24 protein-coding genes and 1 riboswitch are annotated in these 23,839 nt (G+C 39.9%); of the genes, 10 read left to right on the plus strand and 14 right to left on the minus strand.

Annotated elements, in window-relative coordinates; all coding sequences use genetic code 11:
- Nucleotides 1-4: 4 nt before the first annotated feature.
- Complete coding sequence (locus tag V7K60_RS25700) at nucleotides 5-877, minus strand: (2Fe-2S) ferredoxin domain-containing protein (RefSeq protein ID WP_334929613.1); 873 nt, start codon at nucleotides 875-877, stop codon at nucleotides 5-7.
- Nucleotides 878-914: 37 nt separating this feature from the next.
- A complete protein-coding gene (locus tag V7K60_RS25705; RefSeq protein WP_334929615.1) occupies nucleotides 915-3,068 on the minus strand; it encodes a TonB-dependent receptor plug domain-containing protein in 2,154 nt (717 codons plus the stop codon).
- A 125-nt stretch (nucleotides 3,069-3,193) separates the two neighbouring features.
- Between V7K60_RS25705 and V7K60_RS25710 the strand changes: the two genes are divergently transcribed.
- Nucleotides 3,194-3,406 carry a hypothetical protein gene (locus V7K60_RS25710; RefSeq protein WP_334929617.1) on the plus strand — a complete coding sequence of 71 codons (213 nt, stop codon included), beginning with the start codon at nucleotides 3,194-3,196 and terminating at the stop codon, nucleotides 3,404-3,406.
- Between the two features lie 16 nt (nucleotides 3,407-3,422).
- Here the strand turns inward: V7K60_RS25710 and metE are convergent, their stop codons facing one another.
- The 3 genes from metE to V7K60_RS25725 all read right to left on the minus strand — a co-directional run bounded on the left by metE (nucleotide 3,423) and on the right by V7K60_RS25725 (nucleotide 6,496).
- Nucleotides 3,423-5,681, minus strand: coding sequence for a 5-methyltetrahydropteroyltriglutamate--homocysteine S-methyltransferase (metE, locus tag V7K60_RS25715; RefSeq protein ID WP_334929619.1), 2,259 nt, complete (start codon nucleotides 5,679-5,681; stop codon nucleotides 3,423-3,425).
- A gap of 75 nt (nucleotides 5,682-5,756) precedes the next feature.
- The gene (locus V7K60_RS25720) at nucleotides 5,757-6,167 is read right to left on the minus strand and encodes a DUF1636 domain-containing protein (protein ID WP_334929621.1); all 411 of its coding nucleotides are present in this window, start codon (nucleotides 6,165-6,167) and stop codon (nucleotides 5,757-5,759) included.
- Nucleotides 6,168-6,187: 20 nt separating this feature from the next.
- Complete coding sequence (locus tag V7K60_RS25725) at nucleotides 6,188-6,496, minus strand: hypothetical protein (RefSeq protein WP_334929623.1); 309 nt, start codon at nucleotides 6,494-6,496, stop codon at nucleotides 6,188-6,190.
- Nucleotides 6,471-6,613, minus strand: a riboswitch (cobalamin riboswitch). (Overlaps the previous gene by 26 nt.)
- Nucleotides 6,614-6,631: 18 nt before the next feature.
- Between V7K60_RS25725 and V7K60_RS25730 the strand changes: the two genes are divergently transcribed.
- From V7K60_RS25730 to V7K60_RS25750, 5 genes are all read left to right on the plus strand, one after another.
- Nucleotides 6,632-6,817: a hypothetical protein gene (locus tag V7K60_RS25730; protein ID WP_334929625.1), complete on the plus strand. Its 186-nt coding sequence runs from the start codon at nucleotides 6,632-6,634 to the stop codon at nucleotides 6,815-6,817.
- 84 nt (nucleotides 6,818-6,901) lie between these two features.
- The gene (locus tag V7K60_RS25735) at nucleotides 6,902-8,992 is read left to right on the plus strand and encodes a hydantoinase/oxoprolinase family protein (protein WP_334929627.1); all 2,091 of its coding nucleotides are present in this window, start codon (nucleotides 6,902-6,904) and stop codon (nucleotides 8,990-8,992) included.
- A gap of 79 nt (nucleotides 8,993-9,071) precedes the next feature.
- Entirely contained in the window at nucleotides 9,072-9,830 is a 759-nt protein-coding gene (locus V7K60_RS25740; protein ID WP_334929629.1) for a GNAT family N-acetyltransferase, read from the plus strand.
- 236 nt (nucleotides 9,831-10,066) lie between these two features.
- A complete protein-coding gene (locus tag V7K60_RS25745) occupies nucleotides 10,067-10,954 on the plus strand; it encodes a class I SAM-dependent methyltransferase (RefSeq protein WP_334929631.1) in 888 nt (295 codons plus the stop codon).
- A 287-nt stretch (nucleotides 10,955-11,241) separates the two neighbouring features.
- Nucleotides 11,242-12,852 (plus strand): hydantoinase B/oxoprolinase family protein, encoded by a 1,611-nt coding sequence (locus V7K60_RS25750; protein ID WP_334929633.1) that lies wholly within the window; start codon nucleotides 11,242-11,244, stop codon nucleotides 12,850-12,852.
- Nucleotides 12,853-13,040: 188 nt separating this feature from the next.
- Here V7K60_RS25750 and V7K60_RS25755 read toward each other — a convergent pair whose 3' ends face one another.
- The 6 genes from V7K60_RS25755 to V7K60_RS25780 form a co-directional block, all read right to left on the minus strand.
- Nucleotides 13,041-13,856, minus strand: a complete 816-nt coding sequence (locus V7K60_RS25755) for an alpha/beta fold hydrolase (RefSeq protein WP_334929634.1) — start codon at nucleotides 13,854-13,856, stop codon at nucleotides 13,041-13,043.
- A 55-nt stretch (nucleotides 13,857-13,911) separates the two neighbouring features.
- On the minus strand, nucleotides 13,912-14,304 hold the full coding sequence (locus V7K60_RS25760; RefSeq protein ID WP_334929635.1) for a carboxymuconolactone decarboxylase family protein: 393 nt from the start codon (nucleotides 14,302-14,304) through the stop codon (nucleotides 13,912-13,914).
- A 145-nt stretch (nucleotides 14,305-14,449) separates the two neighbouring features.
- A complete protein-coding gene (locus V7K60_RS25765) occupies nucleotides 14,450-15,106 on the minus strand; it encodes a class I SAM-dependent methyltransferase (RefSeq protein WP_334929637.1) in 657 nt (218 codons plus the stop codon).
- 158 nt (nucleotides 15,107-15,264) lie between these two features.
- Nucleotides 15,265-15,501, minus strand: a complete 237-nt coding sequence (locus tag V7K60_RS25770) for a hypothetical protein (RefSeq protein ID WP_334929639.1) — start codon at nucleotides 15,499-15,501, stop codon at nucleotides 15,265-15,267.
- Nucleotides 15,502-15,593: 92 nt separating this feature from the next.
- Nucleotides 15,594-15,731, minus strand: coding sequence for a hypothetical protein (locus V7K60_RS25775; RefSeq protein WP_334929641.1), 138 nt, complete (start codon nucleotides 15,729-15,731; stop codon nucleotides 15,594-15,596).
- Nucleotides 15,732-15,916: 185 nt separating this feature from the next.
- Nucleotides 15,917-16,453 carry a nucleotidyltransferase family protein gene (locus V7K60_RS25780; RefSeq protein WP_334929643.1) on the minus strand — a complete coding sequence of 179 codons (537 nt, stop codon included), beginning with the start codon at nucleotides 16,451-16,453 and terminating at the stop codon, nucleotides 15,917-15,919.
- A 193-nt stretch (nucleotides 16,454-16,646) separates the two neighbouring features.
- Between V7K60_RS25780 and V7K60_RS25785 the strand changes: the two genes are divergently transcribed.
- From V7K60_RS25785 to cobO, 3 genes are all read left to right on the plus strand, one after another.
- Nucleotides 16,647-17,915, plus strand: coding sequence for a plasmid pRiA4b ORF-3 family protein (locus V7K60_RS25785; protein ID WP_334929645.1), 1,269 nt, complete (start codon nucleotides 16,647-16,649; stop codon nucleotides 17,913-17,915).
- A 125-nt stretch (nucleotides 17,916-18,040) separates the two neighbouring features.
- Complete coding sequence (locus V7K60_RS25790; protein WP_334929647.1) at nucleotides 18,041-18,496, plus strand: GFA family protein; 456 nt, start codon at nucleotides 18,041-18,043, stop codon at nucleotides 18,494-18,496.
- Between the two features lie 357 nt (nucleotides 18,497-18,853).
- Nucleotides 18,854-19,531, plus strand: a complete 678-nt coding sequence (gene cobO, locus V7K60_RS25795) for a cob(I)yrinic acid a,c-diamide adenosyltransferase (protein ID WP_334929649.1) — start codon at nucleotides 18,854-18,856, stop codon at nucleotides 19,529-19,531.
- Nucleotides 19,532-19,587: 56 nt separating this feature from the next.
- Here the strand turns inward: cobO and V7K60_RS25800 are convergent, their stop codons facing one another.
- The gene (locus V7K60_RS25800) at nucleotides 19,588-20,472 is read right to left on the minus strand and encodes a peptidoglycan-binding domain-containing protein (protein WP_334929651.1); all 885 of its coding nucleotides are present in this window, start codon (nucleotides 20,470-20,472) and stop codon (nucleotides 19,588-19,590) included.
- Between the two features lie 161 nt (nucleotides 20,473-20,633).
- The gene (locus tag V7K60_RS25805) at nucleotides 20,634-21,395 is read right to left on the minus strand and encodes a hypothetical protein (RefSeq protein ID WP_334929653.1); all 762 of its coding nucleotides are present in this window, start codon (nucleotides 21,393-21,395) and stop codon (nucleotides 20,634-20,636) included.
- Between the two features lie 447 nt (nucleotides 21,396-21,842).
- On the opposite strand from V7K60_RS25805, the gene V7K60_RS25810 reads away from it, so the two are divergent.
- The gene (locus V7K60_RS25810) at nucleotides 21,843-23,288 is read left to right on the plus strand and encodes an NACHT domain-containing protein (RefSeq protein ID WP_334929655.1); all 1,446 of its coding nucleotides are present in this window, start codon (nucleotides 21,843-21,845) and stop codon (nucleotides 23,286-23,288) included.
- Here V7K60_RS25810 and V7K60_RS25815 read toward each other — a convergent pair.
- A complete protein-coding gene (locus V7K60_RS25815) occupies nucleotides 23,214-23,765 on the minus strand; it encodes a 2'-5' RNA ligase family protein (RefSeq protein WP_334929657.1) in 552 nt (183 codons plus the stop codon). The genes V7K60_RS25810 and V7K60_RS25815 overlap by 75 nt on opposite strands.
- Between the last annotated feature and the right edge of the window lie 74 nt (nucleotides 23,766-23,839).

Here is a 23,839-nt window from a genome sequence, read left to right on the forward strand (position 1 = left end):
TAATTTAAACAGACTTCGGTGGATAGCAATGTTCAATAACTTTGTTACCTTTTAGCAAATGTTCATTGACAATAGCTTCAGCTATATTTGAGTTAACGCGAGTGTACCAAGTCCTATCATCAGAATAAAATACTACTGGCCCTTGTTGGCAAACTTCCAAACAGCCAGATGTTCTCACTTCTATGTCTAAACCTGCATTTTCAACTGCTGATTTTAAAGCATCAAATGTGGGTTGCCATTTGCGTGAAGGAAGACAGCGAGTAGAGGTACAAACGGAAATATAAGAATGCTTCAATGGATTTTTGGTAAACGGTATTGGTTTGTTTCCCAATACATAAATATCTCGTAGTTCCTCATAAAGAGCTAACTTTGATAAGTTAGGCTTGCCTTCTGGTAATAAATTCTCACCTTCTACATACGGATTTGGCAAAAAAATAGTCATGAGGTTTTCATTTGCACCATTCCAAAAATCGATTCCCCAACTTCTAGGGATACCTTCTGCATTAAACCGTCGATAAAATGCAGCACGATTTACTTGACGTTGCTGCCTTAATTCTAAAGGAGTCTTACAATGAGGCCCACCTAAATTAGCCTCAATACATAGGTGCAAATGCCAACCTTCTGTGACTACTGTGAGATATCCATCATAGAGGATGCAAATTTTTGGTGGAATATTAAATTCTAATTCTAATACACCTCCTTGAACAATATGTCCTACTCCTACCTGCTGCCAATTTTGCTGAAATAAAGTGTAAAGTAGCGACGACAAAACATCGGTACTCGAATTAAAATATTCATATTCAATAGACCCCTCTGTAGATAAAGCCTTAGTCACAACCTCATTTACTGGTGTTACCCAACAATTAAATTCAGTCATTCAAAACTCTCCTCTTTGTGAAAAAAAACTCTTTTCTTCAAAATGTAGAACTCAACCCAACCTGAAAAACCCTCCCCCCATCGGGATAACCAGGAAATAATTGGTATCTATGATTAAATATATTATCTACACTACCTATTAATATCAAGGTATCACTGAGATTAACTCGCATTTTGAAATCAAAAGTAGTATAGCCAGACAAAAACTCTGTATTAGTATTGTTTGTGGGATATGCACCCAAAGAATGCATTAGTATTCCAGCATATAAGCCTTGAGAAGTTTCATAAGAAAGTCCTGCATTTAAACTATCTGCACCAGCGAACCGTAATTCTTTATCAACTTCGGCAGCATTTGTACTTTTCAAAATCTCAGGTTCATTTGCTGTATAACTAACAAAAGCATAGAGATTCTTCGCTAACTGCAAATTTAAAACTGCTTCGATTCCCGTAGTACGAACTTTACCAATATTTTCATAAGTAGCTACCGGAACAGCAAAATTATAGGCGATTAAATCTGATATTGTGTTGTTGAAATAGGTTAAACGCAATAAACCAAAGTTGCCTAGCTTCTGGTCAATTCCGATATCATAACTATCGCCTTTCTCTGGACGAAGATTAGGATTACCAACATAAGTACTACCATTCGCATATAAGTTGAAAAGATTCGGTGCACGGAAATTCTTGATATAGTTAGCTCTGAAGGTGGTAGAATCTGTAAGAGCAAATTTTGCTCCTACGCTCGGTGATGTAAAAGAGCCATTTGTCAAGCTGCTAAAATCCTGGCGTAAACCTAAGTTGGCAGTGAAATTAGGGGTAAAGTTAATTTCATATCTAGCAAATAGCGCTCCTTGACTAATACTATCGTCGTAAGTGACTGTTTTTGTATTAACAGAAAAGTCGAATGTACTATTAGTAGCTGATACATTGCGGTAATCAAAGCCATAAATTAGGGTTTGATTATTAGCAAATTTCCAACTGTGTTGTGTTTGCAATCCATAAGAAGTTTGCCCGTTATCATATCGTGCTTGAGATGAGTTGCGACTATCATAGCGAGTGTTAAGGAAATCTGCGTAAACTCTGGCTGTTAGCAGTGAATCATTCCCACCTCCTAATTTTGAGTTCCAGGTTAAATCAGTGAGAACTTGGTCTGTGTATTTGCGATCGCTATCCGTCAACGAGTTAAAATAGCCTTGACCAAATAATGGTTCAGGAACGGGGACTCCTCCTGCTACTCCTTGGTCTTTACCTAAGTACAGGGTTGAGAGGGTTAGAGTATCGCGCTTTCCTAAATTCGCCGACAACTTAACATTAAAGTTGTTGTAGAGAACATCATTATTTTCCCTGGTTCCCTGGAAGTTCGCCTCTGGGATAGAAAAAGGATAATTATTTTCAGCTTCGGTACGGTTGTAACCTACAACCCAACCAATATCTCCTATTTTTCCGCTACTGTTGATAGTCTGTTGATTTAACCCATATGCGCCAAAAGTAACTCCCGCTTGCGTTGTCACTTTTTCTGTAGGACGACAAGTAATAATATTAATCACCCCTCCAATTGCATCAGAACCATAAAGGGTAGAACCACCACCTGGTAATACTTCGATTCTTTCAACGATATTGGTAGTAAATTCTGAAAGGTCAAAACCACCAGAACCAAGTTCGTTAATTGGCCTACCATCAAGTAAAATCAAGACTTGTGCAGAGTTAGAACCTCGGATAAATTGACCGCTTAAGGCGTTTACTTCTGTGCCAACAGTACCATCAGGCAAGATACCTGGAAGGAATTTTAGCGCTTCTCTGACAGTTTTAGCACCTTGCGCTTCAATTTCTTCACCTGTAATCACGTAAACCGGACGGGTGGAATCTTTCACTGTCCCCTCGCGGCGAAAGGGTGAGTAAACAGGTTCATTGAGTAGCTTGTCGATGACTGTTAATTCAATATCTGGTTCTTCTGTGGATGCTGGAGGATTTTGAGCAATTCCTTCTGGTTTTTTTATTGCTGCTGGAGTATTTTGAGATGTGACTTCTGCAACTGGTTGTAGGTGTTTTGCAGTACCTTCGTGTTGGGGAAACTCTGATATTGGTGTAACTTCTGTGGCTGTGGTGTTGTAATTACTGCATAATACCCCCAAAAGGACAGTCAAATTAGACACAAAAACTTGGATTTTCCAACTAACAACAAAATTAGTAGACATTTATGATCTAAGCAACCCGTATAACTAAAAATTTGACGAGATTAAAACAAAAAGCCGAGTTTTTTGTAGGGAAAACACACTAATTACCGCTTTGCATAAATTCGTATTTTCCAACCAACGACCAAATGCATGTAATGGTGAAAGTGCGATCGGCGTTTCGCCGTAGCGCTTCGCTATCGCTATCTTGTTGGAGAACATTGGGTGCTAATCCCTCAACCCTAAAAGTGCGATCGCACCAAATTTTCCTTTCTCATTATCAAGATGACGAATCACACATCCCCACCCAGGTTTTAGAAAATCTTTCCAAGCAGTCTAGCCAATTAGTAAAATGTTGGTAAGGTTGATCTTGACTTGTTAGTTACTCTTATTAGAGGTAATAATTTCCTCCCGCAAGGCTTTCGTAGCTTCCACCATATTCTTTAAAGCCGGAATCACCTCTGACCAACGACGAGTTTTCAAACCACAATCTGGATTCACCCAAATTTGTTTTAGGGGTAAATTAGCAACTCCAGTTCGCAATTGCTGTAAAATCTGTTCAGTTGTCGGGACAACGGGGCTATGGATATCGTAGACTCCATTACCAACTTGATGTGAGTAGCCACCCTCTGTGATTTCTCGCAAAGTTTGATTATTGCTACGACTATTTTCAATCGAAATAACATCAGCATCTAATCGTTCAATATCCTTGATAATGTCACCAAATTCGCAGTAGCACATGTGCGTATGAATTTGAGTTTGGGGTTGGGCTACTGCTGTCGCCAACCGAAATGCATCTACAGCCCAAGAAAGATATTCATTCCAGCGCTCAATCTTCAGAGGTAAACCCTCACGCAGCGCTGGTTCATCTACTTGAATTACCTTTGCACCAGCAGCTTCCAAATCTGCTACTTCATCCCGCAACGCTAAAGCAATTTGGAAAGCTTGTTCTGACCTGGAAATATCTGTCCGAGGGTAAGACCAATTTAAGATAGTTACAGGAGCCGTCAACATCCCTTTTACAGGTTTTTCAGTCAATGATTGAGCTACTTTAAACTCACGTAACGTCATTGGTTCAGTCCGAACCACATCACCATAAATTATTGGCGGACGAACATAACGGCTACCGTAGCTTTGCACCCAACCATTTTCAGTGAAAGCAAAGCCTGATAACTGCTGTCCAAAAAATTCCACCATATCGGTACGTTCAAATTCACCATGAACTAAAACATCTAACCCTAATTCCTCCTGTAGTTTAATGCTCTCAGCAATTTGAGCATCAATAGCAGCTTCGTATTCTGATTGACTTAATTCACCACGTTTGTAGCGTACTCGCAGTTGGCGAACTTCAGAAGTTTGGGGAAAGGAACCAATTGTAGTTGTCGGGAACAGAGGCAGAGAAATTTGAGAATCAAGTCGCAATCCATAGGATAATGAGCGCTGAAAATCATCAGTCTTTAGAGTTTTCAGTCTTTCTTGAACTGACTGCTTTACTGAATTAAACTCCTCGAACTTACTCCAGCTAATCTTGATAAATTCTTGCTCTATTTTAGTGTTTTCTCCTATTATTGTCTGAGCCAAGAAAACAACCTCTTGAAGTTTCTGTTCAGCAAAACTCAAGACATTGCGTAGTGGTGATGGTAATCGGTTTTCTCGTTTGGCATCGTAGGGAACAAATTGCAAAGAAGCAGATGGTTGAATATGTAGAGATGTTCCATGTAAAGTCTCTACAATATCTTGCAACATGGGAATAACTTTCTCGGAACGAATTTGCCAAATATTTCTTGCCTCTATAATCCCTGCACCTAGTCGCTTATTTGCTGGGAAACCGTAAGTTTTAATTAACTCTAAGTTGCGTCCGCGTGTCAAGTCTAAGCTAATAGCAACAACAGGTAAATCTATCACCCAAGGGTAAGTTTCACCTAAATCATCAAAATAAGTAACCAAGTGTAGGGGTATTCTAACTAACGAAAGTGATTGATAAACTTTTTGGAAGTTTTCTTTCCAGGATTTAGCATCACTTAAAACAAGTGCAAGTTCATGTATTTGTACTTCTTCTACTCCCAGATTTTTTAATTCAGTGAGTAGGTTTATGTATAGCGGAATTAACTTTGATACTGCTTGCTGAATATTTAGTGATAATTTGCTTAAGCGCAGTAGAGTATAGGGACCAAGTACAATCGGAATTGCCTGTTTACCTAATATTTTTTGAGCGCGGCTAACTCGTTCTAAAAAGTCACTGAAATCAGATGGTAATGTTTCTTCAGCAATTTCTGGGACGAGATAGTGATAGTTAGTATCAAACCACTTGGTCATTTCCAAGGTGGGAATTCCTTCTTTACCCCGTGCCATTGTAAAGTAGCGTTCTAAGCCGAAAAGCTGTTGAAATCTTTCAGGAATTAGCCCAAAACGAAATGTCCAGTCAAGCACATGATCATAGAGAGTTGAGTCTCCAATTCCAATATGGTCGATTCCGGTTTCAAGTTGGGTTTTCCAGTTAGATTCCTCAACTTTTTGCACGGTTTGGAGTAGTGATTCTGACTCTACATTACCACTCCAAAATGCTTCTAACGCTTTCTTTACTTCCCGGTTTTTCCCAATGCGAGGATAGCCTAATGTTGCTGTTTGAATCTGCATTACTTTCTATTCCTTCTAAGATTAATGATTTAGGTACTAAAGATTGGAAACTGAGAAATTTTACCCAATCATCAATTAGCAACAACTTATATTTAATTTTGCCCACTTATTTAGTGGTGGAATCTTTGCTAAAATACCCTTTCTCAAAATTTCAGGTCGTTCTAACCAAGGCAGTAAGCCATCAGGCTTAGTATAATATTGAGTTGCACATTCCAGTACAGCAGATGCACAGCCGTCAACTGGTAAATCGCCAAAGAGATAGGTTGATTTCCCTTGTGCTGCAAAAGCAATAACACAAGAATGGTTACAAGCACTCATGCATTCAACTCCCTGAATGAGGAATTTATTTCGCAATTCCCAATCTTGTGTAAGTTCCTGAAGCTGTAGTAGTAGTTGCTCACCTTTACTTTCACCAACTCGTTTACCATCTTGCCAGACGCTGGCGCAGGTCGTGCAAACAAATAAAGTATGTTGTTTGTCGAGCATTAATTTTGAAGTGTGTAGGATTAAGTCAGAATCGCAGATATGACATGTTGTCGCAGTCTTACAACTGCAACATAGCTATTGAGTAAATTTGGTAGAAATGATGTTACAAAAGCTTTCACGCTAGGTAAAAACCAGCGTAAATGACAGTTACACCAAAGCGCAATTGCAACTATCAATAAACTGCCTATAATTTCATAGCCATGAGTAGTCCGTGGCGTATCTCTGGCACTATGAGAATGTGAAACTGATGTATGTTTGAAATATTTATGGCAATATTCACCTGTACCTCGCAGATGGATGTGAGTTTGTCTGTTACTTTCGGCGGGCATTCTGACTTTGAGACATAAGCCTCGTTACAGCTGCGGGACAGCGCCGGATTTACACCGAACTTTCCCCCTTGCGTCTGATGGCTGATCCCCACCAGAACCGATTTGATTTGATATTGGTTTTATAATAGCATGATTATGAATTTAAGAATACTTAAACTTACTGGTTGCAATAGCTACAATTTTTTAGAGGCGATGCCTGGGTTGGATGTAGCGATGTTTACGATGGTCACTGAGCTTTGTCGTACCCCTGCGGGCAAGCTACGCGCAGCGTCTCGTAGAGAAGTGCGGGCAACGCCTACACTAACACGCCTCACTAGCTGAAAAATAAAAACTTCAAATGGAGGAAGTATAAACACTCCAAGTTCTATTGTTATGCTACCTCTATAGTGTCGAGTAAACAGAGTAATGTTGAAGGTTTTTGCTGACCGTGGTGGTACATTCACAGATATTGTTGCTGTTACTAATAATCAAGCAATTATCGATAGACTTTCAAAACATCCTGAACGTTTTTTAATTGCAACTCTGCCTAATCAGCAATGGATTATAGTCTACAAACTACTTTCAGAAAATCCTGAACAATATCAAGATGCAGCCATCCAAGGTATTCGAGATATCATGGGTATTGCTAGCAACGAACCCATTCATAATGAAGCGATAGAAGTGGTAAAAATGGGGACAACAGTAGCAACAAATGCTCTGTTAGAAAAAAATGGAGACAGGGTTGTTCTTCTGATCACCAAAGGGTTTAAAGATGCACTGCGAATTGGCTACCAAAACCGTCCTAATATCTTTGCCCGCCAGATAATTTTACCGACGATACTTTATGAACAGGTGATTGAGATAGATGAACGCTATAATGCTAATGGAAATGAATTAATACCTATAAATATTCAACAATTCAAAAGTGACTTACAAGCAGTTTACCAGACAGGAGTTCGGAGTTGTGCTATTGTTTTTATGCACAGCGATCGCTATCCCAATCACGAACAACAAATAGCCCAGGTTGCCCAAAAAATTGGCTTTACTCAAATATCTGTATCCCATCAAGTTAGTCCGTTAATGAAGTTGGTTAGCCGAGGAGATACAACAGTAGTCGATGCTTATTTAACTCCTATTCTGCGTCGCTACGTCAACCAAGTAGCGAGTCAGTTACCCGGAGTCAAATTAATGTTCATGAAATCTGATGGCGGTTTAATCGCAGCCGAACAATTTCAAGGAAAAGATAGTATTTTAAGCGGGCCGGCTGGCGGTATTGTTGGCGCAGTTCAAACTAGTAAAAGAGCAGGTTTCGAGTTAGTTATTACCTTTGATATGGGAGGGACAAGTACAGATGTTGCCCATTTTAAAGGAGAGTATGAACGACAACTAGATTCGGAAATAGCTGGGGCGCGGATGCGAGTTCCTGTATTAGCAATTAATACCATTGCTGCTGGTGGTGGTTCAGTTCTCTTTTTTGATGGTTCTAGTTATCGTGTTGGCCCTAAATCTGCTGGATCAAATCCTGGGCCTGCTTGTTATCGGCGTGGCGGTTTGTTAGCGGTTACTGATGCCAATGTGATGTTAGGTAAAATTAACCCACAATATTTTCCCTCGGTTTTTGGCATTGATAGTAATTTACCTTTAGATAAAAATATTGTTATTCAAAAATTTACAGAATTAACTCAAGACATTCAAGCCGCTACATTAAATTATTGTACCCCCGAAGAAGTAGCCGCAGGATTTATTGCGATCGCAGTGGAAAATATGGCGAATGCAATAAAAAAAATCAGTCTGCAACGTGGTTATGATGTCAGTCAATATGTGCTTTGTTGCTTTGGCGGTGCAGGTGGGCAAGTTGCGTGTTTAATTGCCGATACTTTGGGAATGAAAAAAATATTTCTACATCCTTATGCTGGAGTTCTCTCTGCTTACGGAATGGGATTAGCTGATGTGCAGGCAATTAGAGAAGGAGGAGTTGAACAACCTTTAACTCAAGCATTAGTCCCTAAGTTACAGCAGCTAATGGAATATTTAGAAACTCAAGCTAAAAGTGAAATAGATGAAGCACTGAGTCAAGTAAAAATAATCCGAAAAGCTAACTTAAAATATGAGGGTACTAACTCTACATTGACCGTTAATTTTGCTGATGATGTGGTAGTGATGCGACAGGAATTTGAGACTGAACATAAATCTCGCTATGGTTTTATTCAATTAGAGAAAATCTTAATTGTCGAATCAGCTTCAGTGGAAGTAATTCAGAAAATGGATACTCCCGAAGAACCCTTAATTATTCGTACCCGTTCTTTAGATGAAACCCCCATATCTGTTGAGACAGTCAGGATGTTTACTGCTAATAAATGGCACAATGCTCCTGTTTATCGAAGGGAAGATTTACAACCAGAAGATAGTATCAACGGGCCTGCGATCGTTATCGAAAAAATTAGCACAATTGTAGTTGAACCTAACTGGGAAGCGAGATTAACTGAACACAATCATCTAATTTTACAGCATCTATAAACTGGCTGTTGTCCTGGAAAATACTCACCCTCGCTACACTAAGCTCAATACGGTTTTATAATCAAAAGGCTATCCATTTATGGACTCTCGCATTCAGTCATATTTGCGCTTTGCGGCGAAGCAGCAACGTGATACGGAGCAAATCGGGCCTTTCCTCGCTAGCTTTAACCGCCATAGCGCTAATCCTTTTCTTAACTATGCCATCCCCAACGATGCAGCCACACCGTCACCTACCGACATCAAGGCACTAATCGCTGCTTATAAAAGTCGCGGACGAAAACCACGTTTGGAGTACATTGCTTCCCTTGTGCCTGCTGTCGAGGAGGCACTGGTAGCTGCTGCTTTCACGGTTGAGGGACGCTTGCCACTTATGATTTGCACTCCTGGTTCAGAGCAATTGCTTCCCGTCCCCCCGGATATTGAATTAATCGTGCCAGTTTCAGACGCCCAGATGCTTGCTACAGTCACAGTGCAAAACGAGGCTTACGGAGAGTCTGCACCAAGCCCCGAAGATGGTAAACGTCTTGGCAATAGTCTAGTAGCAGGCGGAATCGCTGTACTTGCTCGTGTTGCCGCAACAGGTGAACCTGTGGGGGCTGGAGTGTGTTCTGTGCCGGGAAATCAGACGACAGAAATCGCTGGTATCGGTGTGCGTGTTACTTTTCGCCGACGCGGGATAGGAGGAGCCTTAACAACCCGATTGGTGCGAGAAGCTTTTGAGGCAGGTGTTACGCTGGCGTTTCTCATGGCGGCACATCAAGAGGAAGTGCGAATTTACACCCGCGCCGGATTCTCTACAATAGGCGAAATCTTGCATATTTCGCTCCCGCCCAAGTAGATAGTGATAGCTAGTAGTAAACACTGAAGTGTTTAAAAAAGTGCTTAACTCAGATATTGCACCAGTGAAAAAACATCAGTAATAGCAAAAAAGAGACAGAAATTAATGCAGTACAAACACACTATTTACAAATAAGCCAATTCGCTAGTTATGAAAGACAATAAGGTTAGTATTTAGACTACAATCTCTTTACCATAGACAATATCCTCTGAGCTAACAACAATAGGAGTAAATCAGTGAAAACGACTAGTCCTGATCATAGTAAGATTAGCCCGACTGCCAAATTGGTGGCTTATTTCCGGCAATTTTCAGATATTCCCTTTAGCAGGGAAGTTGCTACACTGATACATGCAGAAGATGTTTTAAAAAATTTCTCACAAGGAACGAACCTCACACCAGAATTTTTGAAATGGGCAGCTCTTGCTGCTGAGATACGTTATAAAAGTATTGTCAGCGCGATAAAGAAAGAGGGCATTACACAGGTTTTGGAGTTAGCCAGTGGGCTATCATTTCGTGGGCTAGCTATGACTGAAGACCCAGAGTATATTTATGTGGAGACAGATCTTCCTGAGCTAATGCAAGAAAAGCAACAAATCCTGTCAAAAATTATATCTAATCACGGACTAAGAGAGTGCAAGAATTTATTCTTTGATGCCGTAAACATTCTTTCGTTTCCTGAAATTGAATCAGCCATCCGTCACTTTAAGCCAAATCATCCAGTAGCCGTCATCCACGAAGGACTTTATCATTACCTTTCAATGGAAGAAAAGGAGAGGGCAGCACGCAACATTCATTCGGTTCTTTCCCGCTTCGGTGGCGCGTGGATCACTCCTGATTTTCTAACAAACGCTGAGCATGAAGGACGTTTACAGACTCACTCAGAATTACAGAATATCGCGCAAGGAGTCCAAGGCATAACGCAGCGTGATGTGCACAAAACAGGCTTTGATAATCAACAACAGATTGTGGACTTTTTTTCACACTTAGGTTTTAGGAGCTGCATCTCTCCACAAATAGACGGAAGTTATCAGCTAACTGCAATGCAAAAATTAGACATATCTGAAGCTGAGTTCAAAAACTATAAGTCCCTGAACTTTAATATTTGGACATTAACAGTGGAATAGTGAGGGCATTGAGCCGAGATGTTTTTCAGAGGGAACAGGGAACCCACACTTAAAAGTGTGGGATTGAAAAAAAGGACGCCGTTTTTCTAGCGCTTTGCGTCTCTGATTGGGGACAATCCGCAGAAATTACGTTTCAAACTATATTTCCCCATTTGGTGGTGTTGTTTCTTTTACAAGACATTGAACACCTAAGAGAACAGACACTTAGTCAAGGAATTGACATTAAAATTTCCAGGTGCAAGATGTGAGTTAAGGGATTACTACACAATTTTTTTAAGGAGTTAAAAATGTACACAACATCTCAACCCGATCCCATCCGCTTAGAAATCTTCAAAAATCTCTATCAATTTATCGCCGAACAAATGGGAATTGTTCTCCAAAATACGGCAGCATCTGTAAATATTAAAGAAAGGCTGGATTTCTCCTGCGCTATTTTTGACTCATCTGGATTATTAGTAGCAAATGCCCCCCACATTCCTGTACATTTAGGCTCAATGAGTGAAAGTGTCCGCAGTTTAATTAATGAAAAATGCGACACCCTAAAACCGGGGAATGTGTATCTATCTAATAATCCTTATAATGGTGGAACCCATCTTCCTGATGTAACTGCAATTACCCCTGTTTTTCTAGAGAGTCGTGAAAATACTCCATTCCCTACTCCCGTTCAGCTACGCTCACGGCAAGCCTATTCCATATTCCCCACTCCCCTCTTTTTTGTTGCTTCTCGTGGACACCAAGCAGATATTGGTGGAATTACTCCTGGTTCAATGCCTCCCCACAGTACGACAGTAGAAGAGGAAGGAATTATTTTTGATAATTTTCTCTTAGTTGAAGAGGGCAATTTTCGAGAAGCCGCAGTAAGACAGCACCTTTCAACTCATACTTATCCTGCTCGTAACCCTGACCAAAATATCGCTGATTTTAAAGCACAAATTGCCGCAAATGAACGGGGAGTACAAGAACTTCGTAAAATGGTTTCCCAATACAAGCTCGATACTGTTCAAGCTTACATGAAGTTTGTGCAAGCTAATGCTGAGGAGTCGGTGAGAAAGGCTATCAATCTTCTCAAGGATGGATCATTTGTTTATGAAATGGATAATGGGGCACGAATTCAAGTTAAAGTGACGATTTACCCAGAAACTCGTAGTGCTACCATTGATTTTACTGGAACTTCTGAGCAACTAAATAGTAATTTTAATGCTCCCAAAGCTGTAACTCAAGCAGCAGTCTTATATGTCTTTCGGACTTTGGTTGATGATAATATTCCTCTCAATGCCGGGTGTCTTAATCCTCTAGAAATTATTATCCCGGTCGGCTGTATGTTGAATCCAATTTATCCAGCAGCAGTAGTAGCGGGTAATGTAGAAACTTCTCAAACCATTGTTGATGCTTTATATGGTGCTTTGGGTGTCATGGCTGCTTCTCAAGGAACGATGAATAATTTTACTTTTGGTAATGAGCAATATCAATATTATGAAACTATCTGCGGCGGCTCTGGAGCAGGAATTAATTTTGATGGAACTGATGGTGTTCATTCTCACATGACTAACTCCCGTTTGACCGATCCAGAAGTTTTAGAAACTCGTTATCCTGTACTTTTAGAAAGCTTTAGTCTTCGTCCAGATAGCGGTGGCAGAGGAAAATATTCAGGTGGCAATGGAGTTGTCCGCCGCATTCGATTTCTAGAACCGATGACAGCTAATATTCTCTCTGGTCATCGGCTTGTTCCTCCCTTTGGATTAAATGGTGGGGAGGCAGGAAAAGTAGGACGCAACTGGATACAACGTCAGAATGGAATTGAAGAGAATTTAGACAGCACAGCAACAGTAGAGATGAGAACTGGAGATGTTTTTGTGATAGAAACTCCTGGTGGCGGTGGATTTGGTAAATGCTCGTGAAGAAGGCAGGAGGCAGGATAGCGCAGCGTAAAGCCTTCTCTTCAAGAGGCTTCGCCAACGGCATGGCTTCTCTACGAGACGCTACGCGAACGCTTAGAGCGAGTCTGCGTACTCTTACAGAGAAGCAAGCTACGTGCAGCGTCTCGTAGAGAGGGTCGGCAGAAGGCAGGAGGTAGTGTTGTTAATAATCAAAACTTGGTATAAACCGACTTCAACTTCCCTAGAAAATTGAGCATGGCCGAAACCACAGCATCCGGCGACTCAATCAAGAAGCCATGACCACCACGTTCGATGACTACAAGTTCAGCATTAGGAATACCTTGAGCAAGTTGCTGGGAAAACTTTAGCGGGGTGAGAATATCTTGTTTACCAACCAGAACTAAGGTAGGACAATGAATTTGTTGGAGGCGGTCTATTGTGTCACTGCTAAGAATGGCTTGGCTGTGATGATAGAGTGAATGAGTTGTAGGCGGGAAAGGATATCTGATGGCAAATTCAATCAGACCTTCGATCATGTCAGGAATTGAGTAGAAAGCATCTGTAAATATCCAGGGCAATATGACTTTTTCATAAAGTTTTAGGTCTACATTACTAGGAAGTTCACCCCAAGTTTCGATGATGCTGTTGAATAATGCATCACCTTTTGCCAAAGATGAAAGTAGCATCAGACTTTTTACCTTTTTAGGGTTTGCTAATACTAACTCTTGGGCTATCTGACTACCCATTGAATGGCCTGCCAGATGCACCTGATTAATGCCGATGCGATCGAGCAATGCTGCAACGTCACTAGCCATCTGTTTCAGACTATAGGGGTTTTCGGGAGCAGAACTTCTCCCCATACCTCGGTTGTCTAAGCGAATGACTTGATACTGCGAAACCAGCGATGGCATAATTAACGACCAATATGCATGATCGCAAAGATAGCCAGCTATTAATAGCAAAGGCTCACCTGTTCCCTTAATATCGTAGAACAAATCAATCCCGTTAATCTGAACCTTGGGCATAGTAAATAATTCTGCTAAACCTTATTTTTAACCAGGGATAGACAAGGCTAAACTCCTACGTCTTGAATTTCTCATCCACGGGAATTTGATAGCCGTTGGCGAGGCGATTGGTCATATTGGCAGTGGCTGCGATCGCCATTAGTTCCCCGAATATAGTATCATTCATACCCTTGGCACGCGCTGCCGCTGTGTGCGAGGCGATGCAGTACTCACAGCCATTCGTCGCACTTACGGCAATATAAATCAGTTCGCGCATCAATGGATCGATCTCACCAGGGCTGGTCATCACTTCCTTTACAGCTTGCCACGTTCGTTTCAGGGTGGGGGGATGATTGGCTATGGCTTTCCAAAAGTTATTGATGTAGTCATTCTGACGTGTAACGCGGATGTCATCATACACTGCACGTACTTCGTCGCTGGCTTCTTTGTATTCAATCAGCTTAGTCATGTTTTAATTCCATATAGTTTCCCCAGCGAGTGGGAACCCCTAGATTGTAATACTGAGTTGCAATTAAAGATAGTGACTTGAGTCTTTGAGGCTGAAACTTTTAGCCAATGTCAGGTTACTGAAACGACAGATTGACAGCGCACTACTAAAGCGCTTTCTCAATCCAAGCAACACGAGTGAGTATCCAATCATCTACTTCTTGAGCGATGACACTCCCCTCTACTTGAAATCCAAGCTGTTGTAAATACGTTTCAATGTCCAGAGGAATTATTCCTCGGCTGCGACTACTGTAGCTGCTGACAATTAATCGTCCTGCTGGTGCAACCAGTTGTTCAAGCAGTCGCCTCAAGTACTCTAGGTGTAAGTTTTCGGGGACATATTCCAGTAATGTGTGTACAAAGTCATACTGCATTGGTGTTTGCAAAGTGAACGCATTCGCAACTACTAAGTTAGTTGCAAACGCAGGTAATCTCCTACGTGCTAGTTCAACAAGCTGGAGTGAAATATCTACACCATACGGAGTTAGATAAAACCCTTGCTCACCTGCCCATTGCATCAAACACTCCAACAATAGCCCATTAGCACAGCCCAAATCGAGAAAAGTACCACTTTTATTGACTGCCTTTAGAATCAGCTTTCGCGCAAATTGCCAGCGTTCAGGTGTACTTCCCCAACCCGATTGTTGATAAGAATTTTTTGAAGATAGATAGGCAACTTCAATCTCGTTTTGTTGAGCATCAAACCAAGCTTTTAGTTGAGAACTATTGGAAGCTTGTTCACTTTGATAGTCATTACTCTCCATATACGGGCATGAATCAGTTAGTTATCTACTTGAACAGACTAAACGGGAAACTTATATTATTCTGTCAGAGAGAAATAGGTAGGGTCGTCCATGAAAAAACTGATCCAGCGTATTAAGAGATTGCTAAAACGTATCCTCAAGAGGTCTGCATCCAATTCTCAGCAACCATCGCCCCTAATAAATTCTCGATTAGAAACTTCTATTCCAACTGTTTCTCCCCGATGGGAATCTGGTTTGGTGCTTGTGTGTTCACAATGTGCAAACGAGCGGTCAGGCTCAACAGCTTCCGAAGACTTAGAAAATTGGTTGAAATCTCGTTTAAAGTTTGAGAGATTATGGGGTGAATTTCGGGTCGTTAGCAGCAGTTGTTTAGGGGTTTGTCCACGGACGGGCATTACTGTTGTGGTTGTAAGTAATGGAAGTTACGGAAATAGTCCATGCTTAATTGTAAATCCTCACAGCGATCGCGAATTTCTCTATTCATACATCAAACAGAATAAAGTTCATTTTTAAGCAGCTTGAGGATAACTCGCTGTTGCGTCTTTGGCGTTTGTGCTTGATAAATAATTGTTTGGATTCCTTCGTAGAGAGTCGAGTTGATTTGGTATCCAGTACGATTTGGCATTGAGTTTTGACTATAAAGTTATAAAATTAGCATCATCCCTGTTCTATAGTGAAAGGGGTTCTAGTTTAATTATTCCCAGTACGTAGAAAATTATTAACATTGTGCTTCAGTATCCAAGGGTTGTAAATTCAAAAGCGATTATTTCCTTGTAACGGAGACCAATGGCTAAAATCTGATTGTAACTTTTACGTCAACCGCAGATAAGGACACTTCTGTAAAAATCCAGAGGCCTTATTATGGGCATCTAAATTATGAGTATGCGTTGGCGTAGGTCGAATAATGCCATCAAATAGGTCATCCAACCCGTAGGGTGTGAAAAATTGCCATTGTCCTTGGGTATTTAGCCGAACTCCCACAGCCGTAGCGGTGTGCAGCCAATCTGTGATGCCATCCTCTGTACTAGTGTATAGTCTGCTACCAAGACGCCAACGAGCAAAACTGGCTTGATTTTTGACATCAAACTCGTCATCAGGAAATTGTTCTGTGAGAGTCGCCTTTGCTGCTAGTTCTTGAGAACGGTTTCCTTCTATATCAAAGAATGCAATATCAAAATCTTTAATACCTAACCCACAGTCATTACCAAAAATTGAAGACCAAACGGTGTTTCGGACTGCACCCCCTGCTAACCACCAGTTAGGTAGATTTAGTTGAGCGATCGCAGGTAATACTGTATTGATACGTGTATCAGCTAAAATCATCTGTAGGCGAGTGTTACTATTCATATCAAATTCCTGGGATTATCAAGTAGAAGGTGAAAATATTATCATTCATATTTCTTAAACTTACGGTGTTCATAGTCCTGTTGTGACACTTTGCAGACCAATATTTATCAGGAGAACTTCTGTAGTCATAGTATGAAGAAAACAGGTTACACAGAAGGTTAAATTGTGAATTTAGAATTTAGAATTTTGATTTATGGAAGATTTATTTGCGCGACTAGAACGCACACTCAATCCTGAACTGCCTTCCCTAACAGAGTCACAACAACAACTCCTCCAAGAACTCAGTATTGATGAAAATCAACCTGGTACGATTCTACATGACTTTCAAACCCTGATAGATTTCTTGCAACCAAATGGAGTAGAAGTTAGTAGTGTTAATAACCTTCTACCGCTAAAAGTCCTATCAGAAGTTAACTCTCGATTAAGTCATCCAATTGAAACCAAACTCAAACGCCCCGTACAGAAATCGTACCCCTATATTAATGGACTATATCTGTTATTACGCAGTTCTGGAATAGCCCAAATTAGATCCCAAGGGAAGAAGCAGGTTTTAGTTTTAGACGCAGCAACTTTGCAATCATGGTCAAGCCTCAATCCAACAGAACGCTATTTCAACTTATTAGAAGCTTGGTTTATTTGGGGAAATAACGAAATTTTGGGTGAACATCAAGATTCATTAGGGAATTTATTTAGATGTATTCAACTTTGGACTCGTGTCCCAGATAAAGGTTTAAAATTTCCTAAATATGAAGATCAAAACAATATTAGTTATTACCCCGGTCTGCATAATGTTGCCCTGTTAGAGTTATTTGGATTGTTATTTATAAAACATGGGAAACCACAAGAAGGCAAGGGGTGGCGCATTACTAGTTTACAACGCTTACCCTTTGGTGATGCTCTGTTGCAATTCCTCTTTCCATTAGGTATACGAGGAGAATTACAGGATGATGTAAATATAAGTTTTGGAAAATTACAGTCACATTCTCAACCATTTTTTCCAGAATGGGAGCAGAATTTACTTGTTCCCAAGCAAGGCTTCACTGATGGTATTTATATTTTCAAAGTATCCCTTTTTAAGGCTTGGCGACGCATTGCCATACCAGCAAAAAAACCATTAAGCTGGCTAGCAGAGATAATTCTCGATGCTTTTGACTTCGATTACGATCACCTGTATGAGTTTAGTTATAAAGACCATTTTGGCCGCATAATAAAAATCAGTCATGCTTACATGGAAACACCCCCATTTGCCGACCAAGTGCAGATTGGTGATTTGTCTCTAGAACCAGGTGGTAAAATGACCTATCTTTATGATTTTGGTGATAACTGGAAATTTGATGTGCAGTTAGAAGCAATTAATTCCCCTGATAACAAAATCAAGAAACCGAAGATTTTAGAAGTTCACGGAAATGCACCTCAACAGTATTGGAGTGAGGATGATGAATTGGATGAAGATGAAGGATGAGGAAGATTTAAAAAAGTGGAAATAATGAAAAATCCCTCGTGTCCCTGTGTCTACTAAAACCCGCTTTAAGATAGAGATAGTTTTAGTTACAATAAAGTAATACAAATTGTCAGGAGATAAAACTTGTGAATCTTCCATATACTGGAGGTTGTCAATGTGGACAAATTCGTTATGAAATTCATGCCCAACCGTTAACACTTTACCTATGCCACTGCAAGGAGTGTCAGAAACAATCGTCTAGTGCCTTTGGTATGTCTCTTACAGTATTACGAGATGCTGTTGTAATTGTTCAGGGAAAACCGAAAGCTTGGACTCGAAAAAATGATAGTGGACGTGAAGTAAATAACCTGTTCTGTGGCGATTGCGGAACGCGATTGTTCCATGAACGGATTTACAAGCCCGATACTATCAATGTCAAAGCTGGAACCTTAGATGATACAAGTTGGTTACGCCCAGTGGGTAATATTTGGACACGCAGTGCCCAGTCATGGGTGATAATTTCAGATCAATTGCTCAACTATGAAGGGCAACCAGAGGATACGCAGGCTTTATGGGAAAAATGGAAACAACAACATCTATAAATGCATAACTCCTGATATTAGACATCATATTCCTGACACTTAAATTAATGTCCTTGGCTGTTAGTCTAACTCATGACTGTACCAAAGGAGATAATGATAATATTTTACTGGTAAAGTGCTTTAATGAACATATTAAATTATTTGAAAAAGTAATAGTAAACTAAAATTATAAGTTCAGTTTGTGTATCATATATATTTCCACTGGTCTGCAAATCATTAATAAAGCTAACACAATATTAATATTTCACATGAAAACTTACTGGATATTTTCAATCAAGTAATTTAAGTGAAATTGGATAAGTAAGGTGATTTTGGTTCATTTTCAACACTTTTAACAGTTATTTCTAGACAAGCTTGATGAAAAACGATACACCGCAAGAATTGAACCCAGACCCAGAAATTGGGCGCTTGATTGATGAGGTAATGTCTTCATCTTTGACTGATGAACAGTACCGTAAAAAGATGCAGCGACGCAAAGAAGTGCAAGACAAGCGCATAGCAGAAGCTGTACCAGAAAAAGGGTTAATTATTGTAAATACTGGTAACGGTAAGGGTAAAACCACTGCGGCTTTGGGGATGGTGTTGCGATCGCTCGGTCATGGGTATAAAGTAGCGATCATTCAATTCATCAAAGGTAGCTGGGAACCTTCCGAAAAAAGAGTTTTCAGCTATTGGGAAGACCAGATAGAATTTCACGCAATGGGCGAAGGCTTTACCTGGGAAACTCAAGACCGCGATCGCGATCTTGACAAAGCTAGCGCCGCTTGGGAAAAATCGTTAGAATACATCCGCAACCCAGACTTTCATCTAGTGTTGTTAGACGAAATCAATATCGCCCTCAAAATGGCTTACTTACCAGTAGAAGACGTTTTAGCAGGTTTGGCACAAAAACCAGCTAACAAGCACGTTATTCTCACAGGTAGAGGTGCACCACCTGCTTTAATTGAGCGTGCTGATTTAGTTACTGAAATGGCCCTAGTTAAGCACCCTTTCCGCGATCAAGGTGTGAAAGCACAACCGGGAATTGAGTATTAAATCAGAATTCAGAACTCAGAATTCAGAATTCTGAATTCTGCTGTAAGTCCCATTTGTTACTTCTTATTCCAAAGACTTAAAAATGCTTGAGAGATTGCTGGTGTCATCTGACTTTGTAAGTGATTTAGTGCATCACGATGGTTTGCATTGTTGTCATCATAATAAGTAAACAGATTCGTCAGCTTGACAATCTCAGGATTTTGATCGTTTGTTCCTCTCCATTTGTTAGTAACTTTGTGTAAAACATCCTTGGGTAAATTTTGTTGTAAGTTATTTAATGCTGCAATGTAAGAAGGATTTTGAGGATTCTTTTTGAATTGGAAATACAAATCTATCAGCTTGACTTGTGACTGGGGCTGTGGCTGGGGCTTATCTGTTAAACTAGATTGCTGTAGAATTTGACGCTGTTCAAAAGTAGCAATCCCATTTTCAGTTAAACCTTGAGATTTTTGAAATTTCTTGACTGCTGTATAAGTGGCTGGCCCATAAAAAGGCAAGTCTTTTGGAATTTCAGCATTGGTTGCAAAACCGTGAAACTTCAATCTATTCTGAAGCCCTTTGACTGTATCTTCCATTACAGTTCGAGTCTCTGCATCAGCGTTACCATTAACCGTAAGTTTTTGTGAATACTGTTTCTGAAACTTTTTAATCGCTTCTTCAGTAGGATCGTCTGTCAAAAAGTCGCTATTCCGCTTCCAGGGAGCAAATTTAGTGAGATCCGGCTTAGGATCGATCTCAGGAGCTAAATATCCCAATCCGATTAATATGTGACGGATGACTTCAGGGCTACTAACGGCCATGCTTTTTGGTTCCTTTGCGATTAAACTACCATTTAATGTATCTTGTTTTACAAAAATTGGGTAAGTAGAAATAAATAAATCTAACATTTCTTGTTTGCAAGGCGTTCCGAAAGTTAAGCGATGTGTGACGACAAGCTGCAACTCTTTGAGACGTTTGGCGTAGGCGACTACAGACAGTGAAAAAGAAAGCGCCGCGATCGCTTATTCTCAACTATTGATGATACTACGTGTTAAGGGCACACATCTGTGCGCCCCTACTGCTCTACCCACTGCAAATTTATTAAAATTAATGTGGTGGAGTACTAGCTAACAGACTCTCTGGCGTTAACAACATATAAAAACTCATTTTCATTCTTGGGTAAGAAAACGAGTGGTTTTTCCCTCGCTGGTTGCTGCAATTGAGGAGGAAGTAAAGTATAAATTTCTTGGAAATCAACTGTAATTTTCTTAGTAGTGCCATTAACTAAGAAACAAGATGGATTCTTACTTCCACTGCTATATTGATCGTAGAGAGCATCAAGTACTTTCTTGCGTAATTCTTCAACAGGAGAAACGTAGATAAAATAACCTTGGGCATCTAGTTCTTTAGCTCTTTTAGATGCATCGTCTGAATCTAGAAAGAAATTTATCTGAGTGTCTTGAACTTCTAAAGGACATTGCTGCAAAGGTTTGCCAGATACTACACTATATAGTTTCTCTCCCGAAGGAGCATCAACACTAAACAATTGGTTGCCAGTACTTTCAGCTTCTCCAGCTTGGAAGTCGAACCAAGCTTTCGTAACTGAACCATCTCCAAGTCCTTTAACTAGTCTTGGTACTACTGTTTTATCAAACTCTTCTTTAGTGGCAGGAATTGGAAAATTTGGAGGTAGAGAAAAAGGGGTAGCAATTGCGTATTGAAGTATATCCTTATAGACCGTAACTCCTTGTCCTTGTTCTGACGGGGTGCTGTAAAGAGTGGTTACACCTAATACTGTTTTGTTATCTGCTAAAGCTGGACTCAGCCCACCTAGCCAAAGAATAAAGCTGAGAATAATTATTAAAATGTGACTTAATTTTTTCACTGCATTTATGAATTGGAAAACTTTTTGTATTTTGCACGTCTAACTCTGCGCTAACAACCGAAGTTAAGGAACTTAAGAAATAAATTTAAAATTTTTTAGTCGCTAATTCCCCAAAGCTTTGACCAGTAAGGATTTTATCCACCAACAACTTTAGCAAAACTTCTGGTTCATCTCTGGCAGTTTTGCAAAGAATTCATCGTCAGTAACAATAGACATCTGGTGAAATCAAATTTGCGTTATCCAGAACCCTCGTAGAAACGTAGCAGTGCTATGTCGATACATTCATATTTCTAATATTCATAATATTTAACAAACCTGATTTCAGGAAAAGCACATCTCATCTTTGTAGCACCCTCTTAAGTGAAGTAAATATTTTGGCGGCATATTACAGGCGCTAACTACTGACTATTACTTTATGAGTGTATGTACAAAACTTAAGGGACAGTAATGAATCCACTACAACGTAGGCGCAAACGGGGTGTTATTCTTACACATCAAGGGTTTGAGAAACTTCAAACAGCAAAATGTCAGGCAGAAAGTTGGGAAAACCTAGATAAACGTTATACTTTGGAAGATTTAAGCGATCGCACTGGCTTAGATCCAGATACCCTGATGAAAGTATTTCATTGCCAAGTAGGAGTTGACAAGCAAACTCTAAACACCTGTTTCAGAGCTTTTAATTTATTACTTGAACCAAGTGATTATCAACTACCTCGGACTGATGAAGTAATCAGTAATCAGCATTCAATCCAAAATTTAACTGATTGGGGCGAAGCACCCGATATCTCTGTATTCTTAGGACGTACAGCAGAACTAACAACACTAAAACACTGGATTCTCGAAGAACACTGCCGATTAGTGACTTTGTTAGGTATGGATGGGATGGGCAAAACCAGTTTATCAGTAAAGCTAGCAGAGCAAATTCAAGATAAGTTTGAGTTTGTGATTTGGCGTAGTCTCCGCAATGCTCCACCAGTAAAAGATATGCTAGCCGAACTAATTAAAATTTTATCCAAAGGGCAGGAAACTAATTTATCAAAAACTTTAGACGACACAATTTCCCAGTTGATTCATTATTTAAAAAATGCTCGTTGTTTATTGATATTAGATAATCTAGAGACAATTTTACAAGATGCTTCAGATAAATATGATATTGGATATTATCGTCAAGGTTATAAGGGTTATAGCGAACTTATCAGACGAGTGGCACAAACACTTCATCAAAGCTGCTTAGTTCTTACAAGTCAGGAAATGCCGAAAGACATTAGGCGATTCCTAGGAGAAAATTTACCTGTTAGAGCATTGCAGATCAAAGGCTTACAAATCACAGAAGTAGAAGAAATTTTTCAAACCAAGGGTGCTTTTTGGAGTTCAACTGGTGATTTGCATCAACTTATTGAAAACTATGCTGGTAATCCATTAGCATTAAATATAGTCTTTAACAAAATTGATAAGTTATTTCATGGTAATATTTCAGACTTTTTAAACCAAAAAACATTAGTTTTTGGGGAGATTAACCAGCTTTTAAAAGAGTATTTTAAATGCGTGTCAGATACAGAAAAGATAATTATTGAGCGGTTAGCAGGTAATTTTCAGCCAGCTTCACTTTCTGAACTGCGATCGCAAATATCACCTACTATACTAACACCACAATTACTAGATGCTTTAGAATCTTTGCAAGAGCGTTCTCTAGTAGAGAAGAATGCTTATCTTTTCTCCGTCTCCCCAATGATTAGAGAATATATAAATCACCAATTAATCCAAAAGAAAATTAGCTCCAATCTCAAACAGCAGCAGCGTCCATCACAAAAACATCGTTCAATTACTACCAAAGAAAAAAGCAAACTCTCGTTTAATATTCCAGCGCTTCCCGTCGTGAAGCAGCAACGTTAATTTGTCAGCAGTAAACTCAAAATGCAACTGACGATTTTCAAATTCTGGCCAAGCAGCTTTAAAATTCTGCTTTGTTAAATCCCGAAATGCAACCGTTAAATGGGGTGCAAAAGGGCGGGGTTTAGAAACATTGTCAACAATTCTCAAGTTGCTTTCTGTATAAGCCATTAAATCAGCTTGCAAAGTTAAAAGCTCTTGACTTCTGAGGACATTAATGTATATGACACGAGGTGTAAAGGCATCAAACCCTTTGAGTGTAATTGCTACTGGCTGTTGTCCACTGGCAAACTCCTTCAAGGATGCTTCTAATAATGGCAAGTTAGCATCTGCCCATTCAAAAGGCGGTTGCAGAGTAATATGAGGCGGAGACTTTAGCGCCCCGCTACTAGCATAGCGATTGGCAAAGTACTGCTTAATCTCGTTGGCGTAGTCTTGAATATCTTGCGGTGGTAAGAGGGCAACAAAAAAACGGCTCATATATCTATCTGTATTAATTAGTAAATCGCTATAGTTCGTGTATATTGCTACTCAAATGCTACTCAAAAATAGTC

The organism is Nostoc sp. (assembly GCF_036917555.1).
Taxonomy (GTDB): Bacteria; Cyanobacteriota; Cyanobacteriia; order Cyanobacteriales; family Nostocaceae; genus Nostoc.